The organism is Shewanella halifaxensis HAW-EB4, from assembly GCF_000019185.1.
In the GTDB taxonomy this organism is placed as follows: Bacteria; Pseudomonadota; Gammaproteobacteria; order Enterobacterales; family Shewanellaceae; genus Shewanella; species Shewanella halifaxensis.
Window position 1 is genome coordinate 3,782,097 of record NC_010334.1, and the last position, 16,759, is coordinate 3,798,855.

The following is a 16,759-nucleotide window of genomic DNA, read 5'->3' on the forward strand; positions in this document are numbered from 1 at the left end:
CATTAGTATACCCGCATTAAGTAAAATGCGCGGCCGATTGTCTAATCCTTATCCGTTAACAGAGAAGCTATTATGTTTAAACCTGAGCTATTGTCCCCTGCTGGCACATTGAAAAATATGCGTTACGCCTTTGCCTATGGCGCCGATGCTGTTTATGCCGGCCAGCCAAGATATAGTCTTCGCGTGCGTAATAACGACTTTAAAATGGAAAACCTAGCAGCGGGTATTAAAGAAGCCCACAGCTTAAACAAGAAGCTATATGTGGTGAGCAACATCGCACCGCATAACGCTAAGCTTAAGACTTACATTAAGGATATGGAGCCTGTGGTTGCGATGCAGCCTGACGCGTTAATCATGTCAGACCCGGGTCTTATCATGATGGTACGTGAAGCATTTCCAGACCAAGTAGTGCATTTGTCAGTTCAAGCAAACGCCATTAACTGGGCATCGGTTAAATTTTGGGAATCTCAGGGTATCAAGCGTGTCATTCTTTCTCGTGAGTTATCTCTTGATGAGATTGAAGAAATTCGTCAACGTTGCCCAGATATCGAGTTAGAGGTGTTCGTTCACGGCGCACTATGTATGGCATATTCTGGCCGCTGCTTATTGTCAGGCTATATCAACAAACGTGATCCTAACCAAGGCACATGCACCAATGCTTGCCGCTGGAAGTACGATGTACACGAAGCTAAGCAAACTGAAAGCGGCGACATTATTGCCGTTAACCCAGAAGTGCAGATTGAGACACCAACACTAGGTGCGGGTCAGCCATCTGATCAAATCGTACTGCTTCAAGAAGCTGGACGTCCAGGCGAGTATATGCCTGCGTTTGAAGATGAGCATGGTACTTACATCATGAACTCAAAAGACTTACGCGCGATTCAACACGTAGAGCGCTTAACCAAGATGGGCGTCGATTCACTGAAAATCGAAGGTCGTACTAAGTCTTTCTACTATGTTGCACGTACCGCGCAGCTTTATCGTCAAGCGATTGAGGATGCGGCATCGGGTAAAGATTTTGACCGTACCTTGATGCACAACCTAGAAGGTCTGGCACACCGAGGTTACACCGAAGGTTTCTTACGTCGTCACGTACATGATGAATACCAAAACTATGACTATGGCTACTCGATTAGCGATACTCAGCAGTTTGTTGGTGAGTTCACCGGTGTTCGTAACGAAGCAGGTTTTGCCGAAGTTGATGTGAAGAACAAGTTCCTTGTTGGTGACAGTGTTGAAGTGATGACGCCACAAGGTAACCTAACAATGAATGTTGATAGCCTAATCAACCGTAAAGGTGAAAGTGTTGAGGCTGGGCTAGGTTCAGGACACTTCGTCTTCCTAGACGTACCAGCAGGCGTTGAGTTAGACAAAGCTGTGTTACTGCGTAACTTGCCACAAGGCCAAGATACCCGTAACCCACATCAGCCTACAGCTTAACACTCATTGCAGAGTTCTGAACACAACTCTGAAATCTGAACGCTAAAAATTTAAAAAAGGCCTCTATTTAGAGGCCTTTTTAGTTTGGGTTGAATAAGTTTGAGCTTGTTAACTATAAGCTTGTTAGAAAGTCACTCTCGCCCTCAAACCAAACACCCATGTATCTTTTTCTGTTGAGATAGCGGGGTTATCAATATATTGAATATTAGGGGTTAACTGCACAAACTCACCCAGACTCATGTTGTAATAGAGCTCTGAAGTAAATTGCTTGTCGTCAGTAACGCCATAGGCCTTGCCTAAGTTCTCATTCACTTCGCTGAAGTTAATCGCAAAACCTAAGTTATTTTTCTCAGCGCCTAAACCAAAGTAACCCACACCCAATGTTAACGATTTATCGTATAGCGCCACATCACCTTCAGAAAATCCACCGCGAATAAAAGGCATAATCTGCGGCGTAACAAAGAAACTGGCGGAGAAGTTAACCCCTTGACCACTTTCACTTGGTTGGGTGAGATTATGCTGTGTTCCCCCATCGATATGCCACAGAGTCAGGTGCACATTATCGGTATAAATATGCTCCTGTGATGCCGTCCAGCCAAACTCAAATGTGGTAAACAGCTTATGATCATTAAACAGGGTTTCAAAACCATCCAAAGGCTTATCTGAGCGTCCTTTCGCATCAGCAGCCCCGGCAATAATATAAAAGTTCTCATCAAGCATATGACCAACAGCAAGCCCCAAAATTCCATCGTCAGGCAGGCCTATAGCCCCCGCACCGGTGCTAAATGCTAGATTGGTAAACCCAGTCCATGGACTTGCTAATGCATAGGTATCAACATAATCAGATGTATCTAAGTAGCCCGCCATTAGCGCGGTTTTACCCTGATTAAATTGCTGCTTCCAATAGAGGTTGGTCAGTCGGCCACCTTGGTCGCTATAGGTAGGACCTATCATGCCAATGTAGCCAAGCCCAGGCTCAATAAATGAATAGGATTTTGGAGCTGTATCGGTATAAGCCTGTCGATGCTCTACTTTCCACACTAATCCACCTACATTGCCGCTCTCTAACCCTGTCAGGTTCCAAGAACCGTAAAATCGAGCCACACCCGCCGCAGAGTTATCGTCCCCGCCTTCGGTAGGAGAACTTGCCGACAACCCAAGCACTTGATAATCCAGTCCCAAAGTCAGGTTATGCTCACTGGCTAAGTTTTCACGCCAAGACTCTTTCTTACGGGTATTGTCTTTGATGGTGTTATCTACGGTATTGGGGCTACCAAAGCTGGTACTGGCATAACTGGTACTGGCAAAGCTAGCAACGCTAAACAGGCTGCCACAAGCAAGACACCCTCCGATTAAAACCGCTAAACGCATTGTATTCATACAGATTTCCTTGTTAACGCGCCTTTCATTCCATGTGTATCAATCAATTAGTGAGCATGTGCTTGGTGATCTTGAGCAGCTGGGCTAGGTATCGCATCAGCGTAATATTTCTCAATCGTTAGTGCATCCATAGCATAGCCCATGGTGACATTCATTTTGCCATCAACCAATTGCACTAACTCAGTTTGCTTATCTGCGTTGATTGTGCCGCGCACCGTCACTGGAAATTGTACATTCTCAACTTCAAACCCCGGCGGATAACTCAATTTCACAATTTGGTTTGCCGCAGGGGGCGGCATATGGATACATGCACCGGCATAAGGCAGTAACAGAAACTCTGTTGCTTTGACGCCATTAAATTTAGTCGGTACTACAAAGCCTGACACGCTAACCCGCTTACCATTAACCTCAGTATTTAAACTCTCGGCTCTTCGCTGCGCAAGCGCCATATAGCGCGCTCTTGCATCGAGCACCACATCAACATCGACACCATCATCAATTAGACGTTGGCGTGCTTTAACGGCATTTTCTTTATCAAGCGCTTTTGCGCTATCTTGCAGTTGAATCACGCTCGCCAATAAACGTTTTTGACTCTCTGTTACATCGGGTAAACGCACGTCTTGCTCGTTAATGATTGGCGCCAGCACTTGCCAATCTAATGCTTGCACATCTAATGCTTGCACATCTAGTGCTTGCACGTCTAACGGCTGTACATTAGCCATTTCAGAGTCTGCATGAACCGCAAAAGATAAGCTCAACAACATTAATAATACTTTCTTCATCGCGCCCTCTAAAATATTGTTTCCTACATATACTTTTACCGATAGCCCTTCACGCTGATTGTTCAAACCCGCTAGTAGAGCCCGCTTATAGATAAAAGCTTGTTGAGTAAGGCCTGTAAACACATTCCAGGACAAGACAGCCTATAAATAAGAGCCTATTGATAAAAAAGGCAAGCTAGATGGCTTGCCTTTATCCTTAAGACGCCCCCATCAAATTACAGAGTGTTTTTATAAATCACACCATCTTTCATGATGATCTTCATAGTCTCGATACCATCACGCTTAGGGGCATCAAACCATTTCTCATTTGCACCAATTACCGTTAGATCTTGTAGTGGGTTACCATCCACTAATAGCAGATCCGCATATGCGCCCTCTTCGACAACCCCAAGCTTACCTTCAAAGTAAGGGTCTAACACTTCACCCGCCAGCTTAACGATTTCGCCGTTTACCGATGTCATCGATAGCAAGGTGTAATGGTTGCCCAAGAACTTGCCACTTAGGTAAATCGAGTGGTCAGCTTGCTGCTCACAGGCCGCAACGCCGCCGACACAGTCCACGTGGAAACCTAGCTTAGGCTGATACTTATTTACATTGTCGATGTAGTCACCAAAAGCGGCTTGCGCGGTTTTAGCCTTACGCGCCGATGCGGGGTTAGAGTTAATCGCTTCAATTTCGCCTAAATAAGGCGAAAATGCCGTCATATTAGTGGTCATATAGGCATCATTTTTTTTCATCGCCTTGTACACATCTTTATCGAACATAAAAGCATGCTCTAAGGTTTTCACGCCAGCCTCTAAGTTGCGCAGCAGTGATACCTTACTGTAAGCGTGCGACATAGCGTAGGAGCCATAAGCATTGGCCACTTCAACAGCGGCTTGCAGCTCCTCTAAAGAATAGGCATTAAGCTGCCACGGGTCGAACGATGAAGCGACACCACCACTAGACATCAGCTTAATTTGTGTTGCGCCTTGCATGTAGTTTTGACGGGCACAGGCTTTAATGTCACCTATGCTGTCTGCTGTGCAGCTCATCCCAAGGCGGCCGCCTGAGGAGTTGTGGCCGTAGAACGTTTCGTTAGGCGTATAAAGTTACGAAAATCCGCATGGGATCCCGTAGGGCCAATAAATGCGCCTGAGGGATAAATGCGAGGACCGACTAGCTCACCGCTATCGATGGTCTTTTTAAGGCCAGCGCCCATACCACCAGCGTCACGCCAAGTGGTAAAGCCAGACATCAATGCCGACTTTGCCCGCGCCGCAGAACGTGCGGCCAACTCTTCCCAATTACGGTTATTTTCAATATCAGGTAAAGAGGTGCCGTTCATCTGTAGATGGCCGTGACCTTCGATGAGTCCCGGCATTAATGTCATACCTTTACCATCAATCACTGTCGCATCTTGCACAGAAATCGCTTCGCTAGATACTTTACTGATCTTGTTATCTACCACTAATACTTGATAGTTTTTTAGTAGCTCATCTTTCTTACCGTCAAACACATTTACATTGGTAAACAGAGTCGACTCAGCGCTAACAGAAAAAGCTAATGAGCAAGAAACAGCAACAACAGACATCTTCAACGTTCGGTTTTTCATTTGTGCACCTCAAGTTATCCATACTTGGTGAATTTTCACCTCGCGTAACAGTCCATACTTAAAAAAGCGTTACAAAATTAGCCGCTGTAAATACATAATTTGTACTTACTTATTGCTAACACTTCGTAAGCTAGGTTAAATTTTGGACTAATTCAAGACTGATAAATAGCCATTTGGCGACAAGAGGTAACAAAATGGAGGTTTAAAGATAAATGATTTGTTTCTTAAATAGCGCAGAATTAAGTGAATTGACGACGGTATTGAGTAGGCGTCATATTCATTTGCCGCTTGAAAGCCCGGGTAAAATGTGCAGAGTCAGAGTAGCCCATCCGAATCGCAATTGAGGTGATCTTTAACGAAGGACACTTTAACAGATCCAAGGTTTGCTCAAGCACCATCTCTTCAATAATAACGCCATATTGAACATTCTCTTTTGCTAAGCGCCGCTGCAATGTTCTGACATTTAAATGAAGAATTTGCGCCGCAGTCTTGATTGGTAACTTTCCCATCGACAGATAGGGTTGAATTGCCAACTTGAAAGTTCCTAAAAAGCAATCTAATGAAGGGATTGCAGCAACATGATCTTTAGTCGAAATATAGGGATGACTAACAGGTGCAGCCATTAAGATTGTTTCGATAGAAAAAGCCGTTACTGGCCTATTGGTAAAAAACTGACTTCGAGTCAATTGCGGTAAAGTAGAAAACACTGCGTCATCAGAAGACTGAATCCCCACTTGTTTCGGACGCCATTTATTAGCCGTGAGCGCTGATAACAGTTCACAAATAAAAATAACAGAAAAAAGTTCTGCATGGGTAAACCATGCCTCATCCACCCCCTCTTTTTCCCGCACTAACCACCAACGCCCCCCTGTGAATTGGGTATACACTTTAGTATGGGTCAAATTTGATTTTAATTGCTCTGCAAACTCATCCAGTGCTTCTCTTAAAGAGCCCCTTTGAGTCAGGCGTCTAATAAAACCGGGAATATAGATATTCTTACAGGCGCTGCTAACCAGCTGAATAAACTCTCGGTGCTCTAACTTTTCTCCCAAGGCTTGTATAAGGTTTTTAACCGTATTTTCAGGCAGATAATCATAGCTATTCTCACTCGAATACAGATCAACTGGCACCTTTGCCTGCTGCAACATAGGATAAATACTGCCATCTAACCCTCTGAGCAAACTTGCAAAAAATACCACATCTTGTCGCTGAATAAGCGGTATTGCTTCATTATTAGAATCCGACGGCATAGTTTCTTCCTAAGTGATAATTTCTCCCTAAGTACTATTTTCATTTATAAATCAATATCGAAAGCCTGTCTATAACACCACTAGCACTCATCTTGACGTTCAAAAACTACCAACATGGATTCAAAGCTCGCCATAAGCGTGATAATAGTCCGCCTTCACCGCGCTAGGAGCCTAGTCTACACACCTTTGTATGATATAATTGCTAGATATCATTTTTAGACTGCTCCGCATAGGCGGGGTTTAAGTAAATTTAATAGGCACGCTAATTTAATGGCATTATTAATCGACGACAGCTGTATCAACTGCGACATGTGTGAACCCGAGTGTCCTAACCAGGCCATTACTATGGGCGAAGAGATCTATGAAATCGATCCTGTACTTTGCACCGAATGCGTCGGCCATTACGACAAACCTACCTGTATCTCTGTGTGCCCTATCGACTGTATCGCGGTCGACCCCGACCACAAAGAATCTGACGATGAGTTATTAATTAAGTACCATATCATCACAGGTAAGCCTGTCGAATAAGCTTATCTTAGCGATAAAAATGGAGCCAAATGGCTCCATTTTGTTTTGTAGTAAAGCCATGCTGCAATCTCAAAAGCCAGTATCAACTGATGACTTCGTTAGTCTGACAGCGTAAAATTAGCCGCAATACCTCGCTAGCTCTGGCTTTGTAGCCCTTAATTGCATTCAAGCTTATTTGCTTTCATCCAAGTTTAGCGCCCGTTTACCTCTCAAAAAGATATTAACTGCCCATGTATTTAGCTCAGCACTGTTTTACCCCGTTTAAATCGGCTATCGATAGTTACGAGCTGCCACAGCGTTTTACCTTTCCGTTTTACTACGAGCCGCACCCTCTGTGTTTATTGGCCGCCTCCGAGCTGCAAGAGTACTTAACGACTCAAACTGACTGGCAGCATAACTTTGGCTTAGAAGATGATTCAAACAAGGTTGCAGACGCTGCTAAAACTGCGGCCATTGGTAAAATGTTTGGCGTACTTATCGTGCGTAACTCAAGCGGGCAGCTTGGCTATTTAGCGGCGTTTTCCGGCAAATTAGCCGAGCAAAATCTACTCAATGGTTTTGTGCCGCCAGTATTCGATATGCTAACGCAGGGAAGTTTCTTTCAAGCTGGTACGCTAACGCTCAACCAATTGACAGAGCAACTACAAAGCTTGCAGCAACGCCCTGAAATTGAGGGGTTAACTGCAAAAGTCGCTGAGCTACGCAGTCAAGCCGATAGCGAATTAGAGACTATTCGAGCGCAAATTATTGAAAACCGTAAGGCACGCAAATTGCGCCGTACTCTTGCAGAAGCAGAGCAAAATCAAGCTGTCATTAATGAGCTTAATATTGAACTAGGTAAAGAGAGTGTGGCTGAGAAATTTCAGTTAAAAGCTGCCAAGCAAGAGTGGGATAATCGATGTGCCGAGGTGTCATTACAGTTAGAACAGCTACTCGGTGAGATAGCTGTAATTAAGTCTAATCGAGCTCTACTCTCTAATAAATTGCAAAAACAGTTGTTTGCCCAGTACCGATTCTTGAACCGTGCAGGTGAATTTAAAGATCTCAATGAGATATTTAAATCAGCCCCCAATCAACAACCGCCAGCGGGTGCCGGTGAGTGCGCCGCGCCGAAACTGCTGCAATTTGCATTTAGCCAAGGCTTGACGCCACTCGCAATGGCAGAATTTTGGTGGGGCGCGTCGCCTAAGTCTGAGATCAAGCAACATAAGAACTTCTATGGTTCGTGTCAGGGTAAGTGCCAACCCATTTTGAGCCACATGCTCGAAGGTGTCGAGATGGATCCTAATCCATTGCTGAGCAATCCCGCCGAAGGCAAATCTATCGAGGTTTTATATCAAGATGAGGCGATGGCAGTGATCAATAAGCCTGCTGAGTTTCTCTCTGTGCCGGGTAAAAATGTGACAGACTCTGTTTATGCTCGGATGAAGTCGATGTTTCCTCAGGCTACTGGCCCGCTCATCGTCCACAGGTTGGATATGTCGACCTCAGGCTTAATGGTGATTGCGCTGACCCGTGACGCCAATAAGTCACTGGCGCAGCAGTTTATTGCTCGAACAGTGGAAAAGCGTTACGTCGCGCAAGTTGCCGGAGTGGTGCAAGGGGAGCAAGGGGAAATTAGTTTGCCGCTTAGAGTCGACTTAGACGACAGGCCGCGCCAGTTAGTGTGTTATAAGCATGGTAAGCATGCCCATACCCTGTGGCAGGTAAAATCTCGCAGCGAGAAACACACCATGCTATATCTCTATCCCCACACAGGAAGGACCCATCAACTGCGAGTGCATTGCGCTCATCATGATGGCTTACACCTGCCAATTATTGGCGATGATCTTTATGGAAGCAAAGCCAATCGATTACACCTTCATGCCCAAAAGCTGGTACTCAATCATCCTGTGAGCAAGGAGCGTTTAACCTTTGAGGTGAATGCCGACTTTATCCTAGAGGCTTAATGTTTTTCTTGAACTGGCACTGGGTAACATAGTAGAAGGCAGCTGTTTGCCCTAATATAACGTCCGTCGCCTTAATCGTACATTCATGCACTACTCACAAGTAGTGCATGAGTCAATCTAAGTCGATGGCAACCTTGTATGCTCTTATCTTGTTAGCTTGGTTGGTTAAGCGAATGACGGCTCGGCTTTCGTTTGCAAGGTTTGTAACGCTTCAGCTAGCTTCGCAATCGTTACGCGAATTGCCGTAGGCATAGCATCAAACTCTACGCTTAGTAGCAAATTCTTTACTTCAAGCCCTAGTTCAGTGTCGCCCTCAATGCAGAGCTTACGCTGGAAAAACAGTGTATCAGGATCTTCTTTTGCTGCGGCGACAAGCAGTAGTTCTTTCGATTGTGCGGCAAAAGTCACCTCAGCCCCTTGCTCAGGCCTAACTAGCCAATGGCCGTTATAACTCACTTCAAAGGTTAGTCCTAAGTCTTCAACCTTTACCGCAACCCAACGATCGGCTAAAAACTCCAGCTCATCATCCTGAGCCTGCTCTGCAAGTAATAACGTTAGGATCCGCTTTAACAGGTCAGCTTTAAGGGAAAATGGCACAAGTGAAAGCGGACGAGCGATGACTTTCGGTCCCAATTCGAGTACTTGTTGAGCTAACTTGTTAGGAAAAAAACCTTGCATATGAATATGTTTCCAAAATGGGGCAAAGAAGATAATTTTACCTAGCTTTTATGATCACAAACATGTTTTACATCAAAAATATGATCTTCATTCCATTTTAAACTCCTGTTTCATTACTTTTGGAGCAAGCATATGGAACTACTTTGCCCCGCGGGAAACCTCGCATCACTGAAAACCGCACTTAATGCTGGGGCCGATGCCGTCTACCTAGGTCTGAAGAATGATACTAATGCACGGTCGTTTGCTGGATTAAACTTTACCCCCAAAAAGCTGCAACAAGCGGCTGAGTTTACAAAGAAGTGTGGCAAGAAAATATTTTTAACGATCAACACCTTTCCTAAGCCGGGTGAAGAGAATCGTTGGTACGAAGCCATCGACCTCGCCGCCAGCACAGGGGTTGACGCCTTGATCATGGCAGATGTTTCCTTACTGGATTACGCGCATAGCCGTTATCCTCATCTCCCCCTACATCTGTCGGTTCAGGCCAGTGCCACCAACCTTGGTGCACTAAAGCTATATAAAGAGGAGTTCAATATTGAACGCGCAGTACTGCCAAGAGTGTTATCGATGAAGCAGGTGCGCGATTTAGCCAAGGTTACCCCCGTAGATCTAGAGGTATTTGCCTTTGGTAGTTTATGCATCATGGCTGAGGGGCGCTGCCACCTATCATCTTATGTTACTGGGCAATCCCCTAATACGGGCGGCTCATGCTCACCAGCCCAACATGTTCGCTGGCAGGAAGTCGACAGCAACCGTCTAACGCTACTTAACGATGTATTGATTGATAAATCAGGCCTAGATGAGCAGATGGGCTACCCAGTGGTATGTAAAGGTCGTTACACCACGGACGAAAACAATAGTCCTAGCCACATTCTGGAGTCTCCTACGAGTCTGAACACCTTGAGTCTGCTGCCTGAGCTGGCTAAAGCCAATGTGGTTTCATTGAAAATTGAGGGACGTCAACGTAGCCCTGCTTATGTTGAGCAGGTCACTAAAGTGTGGCGCGCAGCTATCGACAGCTATAAGTCCGCACCAGAGAAATACCAAACGCAACAGGCTTGGGATCAGGCACTAGCAAAGGTTTCAGAGGGACAAACTACGACTCTTGGCGCTTATGAGCGTAACTGGCAATAAGGATTAATAATGAAAACGTCACTCGGACCACTGCAATATTGCTGGGAAAAAGAAAAAGTTAACGCTTTTTATGAGCACGTCGCCCAGAGCAATATCCCTTTGATTTACTTAGGCGAAACCGTATGTAGTCGCCGACGCCAGCTTAAGTTTTCAGATTATTTTGCACTTGCACAGATGCTAAAGGAGTCTGGAAAACAAGTGGTGATCTCCACTCTTGCTCTGCTAGAGGCACCATCTGAATATATAGAGCTACAAAAACATGTCGATAATGGCGAATTTATTATTGAAGCCAATGATATCGGCGCGGTACAAGCTGCAAAGGAACGTAACTTACCCTTTGTCTGCGGCCCAACGGTGAACAACTATAATTTCGCCACTCTTAAAAAACTCCACCAGTGGGGTATGCAGCGCTTCGTGATGCCTGTCGAGTTGTCTAAAGAGTGGTTAACCAGCGTTATCGAAACTGAACAGCCGATCCCTTTTGAAGTGGAAGTCTTTGGTCATGGCTATTTGCCACTGGCTCACTCTGCACGTTGCTTTACCGCTAGGCAGCAGGGACTACAAAAAGATAACTGCCAAATCGTGTGCTTATCCCATTCCAAGGGATTGCTCGCCCAAACCATGGATGCTCAACCTCTACTCAGGCTCAACGGTATTCAAACCCAATCGGCAAGCTTAATTGATCTATCCAATGAGGTTGAGCAGATGAAGCAGATGGGAGTCGACTACTTTAGAGTGTCACCAAATAGCCTGAAGAGTATTGAAATTGCAGAACATGTTCTACAGCAACCCTGCAGCGATAAAACCTTATCCTGTAATGGCTATTGGCACCAAACAGCCGGATTTAACCAAGTGGCTGCCTGCTAAAAACACCACTACATTCAACTAAGTGGCATGGTTTAGCGTGTTGTTCTAAAAAACTCATTCTATGAAAAAAGCCCGTTTATCGAAAGGTAAGCGGGCTTTTTGTTATGTTTAATTTTAATCCTCCGCTGCACGGTTAGCAGGCTGGGCTTTGGCTGGCACCTAGCACCTAGCGACGGTCTGCTTGTGGAACGCGGCGCAACCACCTAGCCCAAAAATGAATGAATAAAACCTAGTGGTAAGCGTTTGCTCAACAACCAGTTGGTTAATTGAGATAAAGCCAAAACAATAAATCGGAAAGAACAACTATTAGCCACTATGCTTATCGTAAACTATGCACATTAGTCAACATTATCCATAGGGTAATCCTCTATATAAAGATAGACACTATTGTTACACCACTGCAAAAGTTATTTGCATGCACAGCCAATTATCACGCAAATGGAATTAGTTATAATCTTTCACACTCACTACGGTGGTAAGCCGTACTTATAAACTCATTTAAAAGTAGGAATAAATGATGACCGCGAAAACTATCAAATCAAAAGCCGCTGTTGCTTGGGCCGTTGGCGAGCCACTAACGATGGAAATCGTCGATGTAATGCCACCTCAAAAGGGCGAAGTGCGTATTAAGATGATTGCAACTGGCGTATGCCATACCGACGCATTCACCCTTTCTGGTGACGATCCAGAAGGTATCTTCCCATGCATTCTTGGCCATGAAGGTGGCGGTATCGTCGAATCTATTGGCGAAGGTGTAACAAGCGTTAAAGTCGGTGATCACGTGATCCCACTTTACACCCCTGAATGTGGTGAGTGTAAGTACTGTAAGTCTGGTAAGACTAACCTTTGTCAGAAAATCCGTGAAACTCAAGGCAAAGGTTTGATGCCTGATGGCACCACTCGTTTCTCAAAAGATGGTGTAGAGATTTTCCATTACATGGGTACCTCCACTTTCTCTGAATACACAGTATTACCTGAGATCTCATTAGCGAAAGTTAACCCTGATGCACCACTTGAGGAAGTTTGCTTACTTGGTTGCGGTGTAACAACGGGTATGGGTGCGGTAATGAATACCGCCAAAGTAGAAGAAGGCTCAACAGTTGCTGTATTCGGTATGGGCGGCATTGGCTTGTCTGCCATTATTGGTGCCGTGATGGCTAAAGCGTCACGTATTATTGCTATCGATATCAATGAAAGCAAGTTTGAGCTAGCTCGTAAGTTAGGTGCGACTGATTGTATCAACCCAAAAGACTACGATAAGCCAATTCAAGAAGTGATAATTGAACTCACTGACGGTGGTGTGGATTACTCATTTGAGTGTATCGGTAACATACATGTAATGCGTAGCGCACTTGAGTGCTGCCATAAAGGCTGGGGCGAATCTGTCATTATAGGTGTTGCAGGAGCGGGTCAAGAGATCTCAACTCGTCCATTCCAACTCGTAACAGGACGAGTATGGAAAGGGAGTGCATTTGGTGGCGTTAAAGGCCGCTCTGAACTACCAGAGTACGTTGAGCGTTACATGGCAGGTGAGTTCAAGTTAGACGACTTCATCACTCATACTATGGGGCTTGAACAAGTAAACGACGCGTTTGATCTAATGCACGAAGGTAAGAGTATTCGTACCGTTCTTCACTTTGGCAAGTAGATAATCGCTTAAAACAATAAGCGCTCACGGGCGCTTATTGTGTTTAAGGCAACCGGTATATCCCTTAAAAACCATAGAAAAACACATCAAATAGATCTTTAAAGTATTAGTGTAATGATAGTGGTCACAAGCAATACAGCCATCACTCATTGAACAGCTGAAACCTAAGGTGATTGAAGCGGCAGCGGAAATGAGTGGCGCACCTAACTAATTAGTTTTTTCGTCAGAGTAATACCCAACAGCCCTGCTCTTAATCACTAAACAGGTCCAAAGTAGAAATGTGGTCAAGCTAATCCATTGAATAATGGCTGGCCACCATATTTCGGCTCTTGAAGGTTCAACCAACATCTCATTGTAAAAAGCACGATCCCCATCCGTGAAACCTAACTCCAGCAAAGGAAGTAACAAAAATGAGGCCATCGAAATAAAGGCCAGCAGTGCACACACTAGGGTCAAGATTGACCGTTGCGACTCTTTCACGAACAGTTGATACAAGCCGTAGGAAAATAGACTTATACAGCCAAAGATAAAGAAATATTTCATCGCGATGATATGCAGATGATAGACGTTAATCGGGAAGAGTCCCATCGCAGCAAAGGCTAAATAAGCCAGTCCCAGGTTGATAAGAAATGGATAACTCCAAGCCGAGTCGCCAACTTGAAGGCTCAGCAAACAAAATAACACCACACAGAGACCACCAAAGAACAGCCCAGCATTTACTATCACAGCGTAATAGGAATGCCCATAGCTACCTAACTCACTTAGCGTATTATAAAAAAAATTAAAGCCCTTACCGTCAAACTGCACGAACATCAAGATAGATAGAACGAGGCCTAGCACTTGTCCGAAAATACCCAGCATGCCAAACCTAAAAGCTAACATTGAAACTTTATTATATTTCTTAACGAGCATAGTTCCCGATTCAACCTATTTATTAACGTTTATGAATGTATATCGAATTGACTTACTGTAACGAGGTCTAGCTCAGAGTTTTAACAAACATTTCTGGCATAGGAATGTAACACATTTGTTATTCTTATAGCCTAAGAAACAGAATATCAAGCGTTTTACTAAAAACAATCTAAAAAACATAGGGTAGAAAGATAATAAACCCAAAAAGTCAGCCTAAACTAGTCAACAAATTTGTTGTTCAAAAGGATACACAAAAACCCGCTCAAAATTAAAACGCTTGTATTAATATTACATTCTACAACCTTGTGTTAATGCATTGCAGTGCTGTTGCGCTGCTTTTACTGCCACACTGAATAATAATGACAAGAAAACCAGCAAGCTTAATCAATCAAGAAGTAAAATTAACCCCAAGCGACCAACTCATATCAGCCTCATACAGCATCCAACATACCTATCAGTTTTGTCATTAAATCTGCGAGAAAATGTTTACCATGCTGACTCAGTGCTCAATACAGATGGATAACAGTAAGTTTCAAGCATTTTTATGCAGCGAAAATGCCGAAATACCCGCAAAAAAGGTTGATACCATCTATCAATCGATAAAAGGTATTCAACAATTAGCACTACAAAATGCCTTAGAAGCTGAGCAACTATCCTTAGTTTTCGGTGAAATCAATCAAAATATGACTCAAATAGGCCAAGCGTCGAGTGAGGTTCTATGCGCAGTCAACTTGATTGAAGCCGCTATTAAGGAGTTAAAGTTCAATGCGGAAAAAACAAAATACTTGAGAAAAACATTTAGTTAAATCCGCTTCGAAAGCCCATTCCGCCGTCACAACATAAAGGGGATAGTGAAAATAAAACACAATAAATCAACCCCAACGAAACATTTGCAAACATCTGTTTTAAAAAAGATTTAACCATAAAAAAGTTTTGTGCTTTTTAGTCAACTTCCGATACAATATAAATAATCATATTGAGCTAATAACTATTCGACAGTAGTGAATGTCACTACATCATAATAGAATCGTATTACTGAGATATTTTACGGCGGTTATCTCGCCGACTAACAGTTGAATGGATATTCAATAATTTATCTGTTTATGCATAGACGTCTGTTTATTGTCATTAAGCAAAAAATCGTTATTTAGGGTGTAAATAAAGTGTCAGAAAAACCAACCCACAACATTAAAACAATACTCACCTTCATCGTGCCGTCTTTGATTGGTCTACTGTTGTTTATGATGCCAATCAGCTATCAAGATGCACTGACGATCCCTATCGCGATCATCTCAAAAGGCCTACAAAACCTTTTAAGCGGCGTACTCGTCGGTATCGTAACTGCGATTGTTATCTTCACCGCTTTAGCTACGCTACTTACAAAAGTATTACAGCCAAAATTTATTGTTGAGAACCGTTTTTTACACTCCCTCTTTAACGTAAGCCCTATCTGGTTAGTGGTACGTATTCTTGGTGCAATTTTTATCGCACTAACCTTCTTCGAGGTGGGCCCTGAAGCCATTCGTTCAGGTAGCACTGGCGCGTTGGTACTCAACGACCTACTACCAGTACTGTTCTCAGTATTTTTATTTGCAGGTATGTTGCTACCATTACTACTGAATTTTGGTCTACTTGAGCTTCTAGGTACTATGTTGACCAAAGTGATGCGCCCTGTCTTTAATCTACCGGGTCGTAGCGCTATCGACTGTATGGCGTCATGGTTAGGTGACGGTAGTGTCGGTATTTTAATGACCAGCAAGCAGTACGAAGCTCGCTTCTACACTCAAAGAGAAGCTGCTGTTATTGGTACCACCTTCTCTGCAGTATCAATTACCTTCTCGTTAGTGGTCATTTCTCAGGTTCAACTAGAGCACCTATTCGTTCCTTTCTACTTAACCGTCTGTCTTGCTGGTTTTGTGGCGGCGATCGTAGTTCCTAAGCTACCACCGCTATCTTGGAAGAAAGATCTCTATGTCGACGATACACCTCGCCATGCTGATGATGAAACCATTCCTGCGGGATACGGCGCATTCTCATGGGGTCTGCACCAAGCGCTGAGCAAAGCTTCTCAAGCTGGCGGCGTTAAGCACACCCTTGTTGATGGCATGAAGAATGTAGTTGATATGATTTTTGGCGTGATCCCTGTAGTAATGGGTATCGGTACTATCGCGCTGATGATCGCCGAATTCACGCCAATCTTTGAATACTTAGGCATGCCTTTCATTCCACTACTTGAGCTATTACAGGTACCAGAAGCGGCTGCGGCATCGAAGACGATTATGGTTGGCTATGCGGATATGTTTATCCCGGCAATCCTAGCAAGCTCTATCGAATCAGATATGACTCGCTTTATCATCGCGACGTTGTCAGTGACTCAGCTTATCTATATGAGTGAAGTGGGCGCACTACTGATTGGTAGTAAGATCCCAGTTAACTTCCTTGAGCTGTTCGTGATCTTCATCCTAAGAACATTAGTAACGCTACCTGTTATTGCCGGTGTTGCGCACCTAATCTTCTAAAACCGCCTCGACAAATAGGTTCACGGTTTTAACTAAGCCAGTTGCTATTGCCAACTGGCTTTTTTTATCTCGTTAATT

Annotated in this window: 15 protein-coding genes; 8 read left to right on the forward strand and 7 right to left on the reverse strand. The window is 44.1% G+C overall.

Annotated elements, in window-relative coordinates; translation table 11 throughout:
* The first annotated feature begins 72 nt into the window (after positions 1-72).
* Positions 73-1,440 (forward strand): prephenate-dependent tRNA uridine(34) hydroxylase TrhP, encoded by a 1,368-nt coding sequence (gene trhP, locus SHAL_RS16005; protein WP_012278173.1) that lies wholly within the window; start codon positions 73-75, stop codon positions 1,438-1,440.
* Between the two features lie 123 nt (positions 1,441-1,563).
* Here the strand turns inward: trhP and SHAL_RS16010 are convergent, their stop codons facing one another.
* The 5 genes from SHAL_RS16010 to SHAL_RS16025 all read right to left on the reverse strand — a co-directional run bounded on the left by SHAL_RS16010 (position 1,564) and on the right by SHAL_RS16025 (position 6,446).
* Entirely contained in the window at positions 1,564-2,820 is a 1,257-nt protein-coding gene (locus SHAL_RS16010; protein ID WP_012278174.1) for a carbohydrate porin, read from the reverse strand.
* Between the two features lie 47 nt (positions 2,821-2,867).
* Positions 2,868-3,602, reverse strand: a complete 735-nt coding sequence (locus tag SHAL_RS16015) for a DUF3299 domain-containing protein (protein WP_012278175.1) — start codon at positions 3,600-3,602, stop codon at positions 2,868-2,870.
* A 215-nt stretch (positions 3,603-3,817) separates the two neighbouring features.
* On the reverse strand, positions 3,818-4,636 hold the full coding sequence (locus SHAL_RS16020; protein ID WP_012278176.1) for an amidohydrolase family protein: 819 nt from the start codon (positions 4,634-4,636) through the stop codon (positions 3,818-3,820).
* The gene (locus SHAL_RS23590) at positions 4,633-5,196 is read right to left on the reverse strand and encodes an amidohydrolase family protein (protein ID WP_012278177.1); all 564 of its coding nucleotides are present in this window, start codon (positions 5,194-5,196) and stop codon (positions 4,633-4,635) included. Before SHAL_RS23590 ends, SHAL_RS16020 begins: the two co-directional genes overlap by 4 nt.
* 239 nt (positions 5,197-5,435) lie before the next feature.
* Entirely contained in the window at positions 5,436-6,446 is a 1,011-nt protein-coding gene (locus SHAL_RS16025) for a helix-turn-helix domain-containing protein (protein WP_012278178.1), read from the reverse strand.
* Between the two features lie 270 nt (positions 6,447-6,716).
* Here SHAL_RS16025 and SHAL_RS16030 point away from each other — a divergent pair, with 270 nt between their 5' ends.
* On the forward strand, positions 6,717-6,974 hold the full coding sequence (locus tag SHAL_RS16030; RefSeq protein WP_012156237.1) for a YfhL family 4Fe-4S dicluster ferredoxin: 258 nt from the start codon (positions 6,717-6,719) through the stop codon (positions 6,972-6,974).
* A gap of 230 nt (positions 6,975-7,204) precedes the next feature.
* Positions 7,205-8,923, forward strand: a complete 1,719-nt coding sequence (locus SHAL_RS16035) for an RluA family pseudouridine synthase (RefSeq protein WP_012278179.1) — start codon at positions 7,205-7,207, stop codon at positions 8,921-8,923.
* Positions 8,924-9,088: 165 nt separating this feature from the next.
* Here the strand turns inward: SHAL_RS16035 and ubiT are convergent, their stop codons facing one another.
* Positions 9,089-9,601, reverse strand: a complete 513-nt coding sequence (gene ubiT, locus SHAL_RS16040) for a ubiquinone anaerobic biosynthesis accessory factor UbiT (protein WP_012278180.1) — start codon at positions 9,599-9,601, stop codon at positions 9,089-9,091.
* A 132-nt stretch (positions 9,602-9,733) separates the two neighbouring features.
* On the opposite strand from ubiT, the gene ubiU reads away from it, so the two are divergent.
* The 3 genes from ubiU (at position 9,734) to SHAL_RS16055 (ending at position 13,250) form a co-directional block, all read left to right on the forward strand.
* Positions 9,734-10,735 carry a ubiquinone anaerobic biosynthesis protein UbiU gene (gene ubiU / locus SHAL_RS16045; protein WP_012278181.1) on the forward strand — a complete coding sequence of 334 codons (1,002 nt, stop codon included), beginning with the start codon at positions 9,734-9,736 and terminating at the stop codon, positions 10,733-10,735.
* 9 nt (positions 10,736-10,744) lie between these two features.
* Positions 10,745-11,602: a U32 family peptidase gene (locus tag SHAL_RS16050; protein WP_012278182.1), complete on the forward strand. Its 858-nt coding sequence runs from the start codon at positions 10,745-10,747 to the stop codon at positions 11,600-11,602.
* Between the two features lie 517 nt (positions 11,603-12,119).
* Positions 12,120-13,250, forward strand: coding sequence for an S-(hydroxymethyl)glutathione dehydrogenase/class III alcohol dehydrogenase (locus tag SHAL_RS16055; protein ID WP_041416059.1), 1,131 nt, complete (start codon positions 12,120-12,122; stop codon positions 13,248-13,250).
* A 207-nt stretch (positions 13,251-13,457) separates the two neighbouring features.
* Here SHAL_RS16055 and SHAL_RS16060 read toward each other — a convergent pair whose 3' ends face one another.
* Entirely contained in the window at positions 13,458-14,132 is a 675-nt protein-coding gene (locus SHAL_RS16060; RefSeq protein ID WP_223296202.1) for a DUF998 domain-containing protein, read from the reverse strand.
* A gap of 512 nt (positions 14,133-14,644) precedes the next feature.
* Here SHAL_RS16060 and SHAL_RS16065 point away from each other — a divergent pair.
* Positions 14,645-14,968 carry a methyl-accepting chemotaxis protein gene (locus SHAL_RS16065; RefSeq protein WP_012278185.1) on the forward strand — a complete coding sequence of 108 codons (324 nt, stop codon included), beginning with the start codon at positions 14,645-14,647 and terminating at the stop codon, positions 14,966-14,968.
* A gap of 357 nt (positions 14,969-15,325) precedes the next feature.
* Positions 15,326-16,681 (forward strand): YjiH family protein, encoded by a 1,356-nt coding sequence (locus SHAL_RS16070; RefSeq protein ID WP_012278186.1) that lies wholly within the window; start codon positions 15,326-15,328, stop codon positions 16,679-16,681.
* Positions 16,682-16,759 lie beyond the last annotated feature (78 nt).

Coding starts and splice junctions, on each gene's coding strand:
- SHAL_RS16060 (WP_223296202.1), bottom strand. CDS start 14,132: ATGTTAGCTTTTAGGTTTGGCATGCTGGGTATTTTCGGACAAGTGCTA.
- SHAL_RS16030 (WP_012156237.1), top strand. CDS start 6,717: ATGGCATTATTAATCGACGACAGCTGTATCAACTGCGACATGTGTGAA.
- SHAL_RS16065 (WP_012278185.1), top strand. CDS start 14,645: ATGTTTACCATGCTGACTCAGTGCTCAATACAGATGGATAACAGTAAG.
- SHAL_RS16020 (WP_012278176.1), bottom strand. CDS start 4,636: ATGAGCTGCACAGCAGACAGCATAGGTGACATTAAAGCCTGTGCCCGT.
- SHAL_RS23590 (WP_012278177.1), bottom strand. CDS start 5,196: ATGAAAAACCGAACGTTGAAGATGTCTGTTGTTGCTGTTTCTTGCTCA.
- SHAL_RS16025 (WP_012278178.1), bottom strand. CDS start 6,446: ATGCCGTCGGATTCTAATAATGAAGCAATACCGCTTATTCAGCGACAA.
- SHAL_RS16035 (WP_012278179.1), top strand. CDS start 7,205: ATGTATTTAGCTCAGCACTGTTTTACCCCGTTTAAATCGGCTATCGAT.
- ubiT (WP_012278180.1), bottom strand. CDS start 9,601: ATGCAAGGTTTTTTTCCTAACAAGTTAGCTCAACAAGTACTCGAATTG.
- SHAL_RS16050 (WP_012278182.1), top strand. CDS start 10,745: ATGAAAACGTCACTCGGACCACTGCAATATTGCTGGGAAAAAGAAAAA.
- SHAL_RS16010 (WP_012278174.1), bottom strand. CDS start 2,820: ATGAATACAATGCGTTTAGCGGTTTTAATCGGAGGGTGTCTTGCTTGT.
- trhP (WP_012278173.1), top strand. CDS start 73: ATGTTTAAACCTGAGCTATTGTCCCCTGCTGGCACATTGAAAAATATG.
- ubiU (WP_012278181.1), top strand. CDS start 9,734: ATGGAACTACTTTGCCCCGCGGGAAACCTCGCATCACTGAAAACCGCA.
- SHAL_RS16055 (WP_041416059.1), top strand. CDS start 12,120: ATGACCGCGAAAACTATCAAATCAAAAGCCGCTGTTGCTTGGGCCGTT.
- SHAL_RS16015 (WP_012278175.1), bottom strand. CDS start 3,602: ATGAAGAAAGTATTATTAATGTTGTTGAGCTTATCTTTTGCGGTTCAT.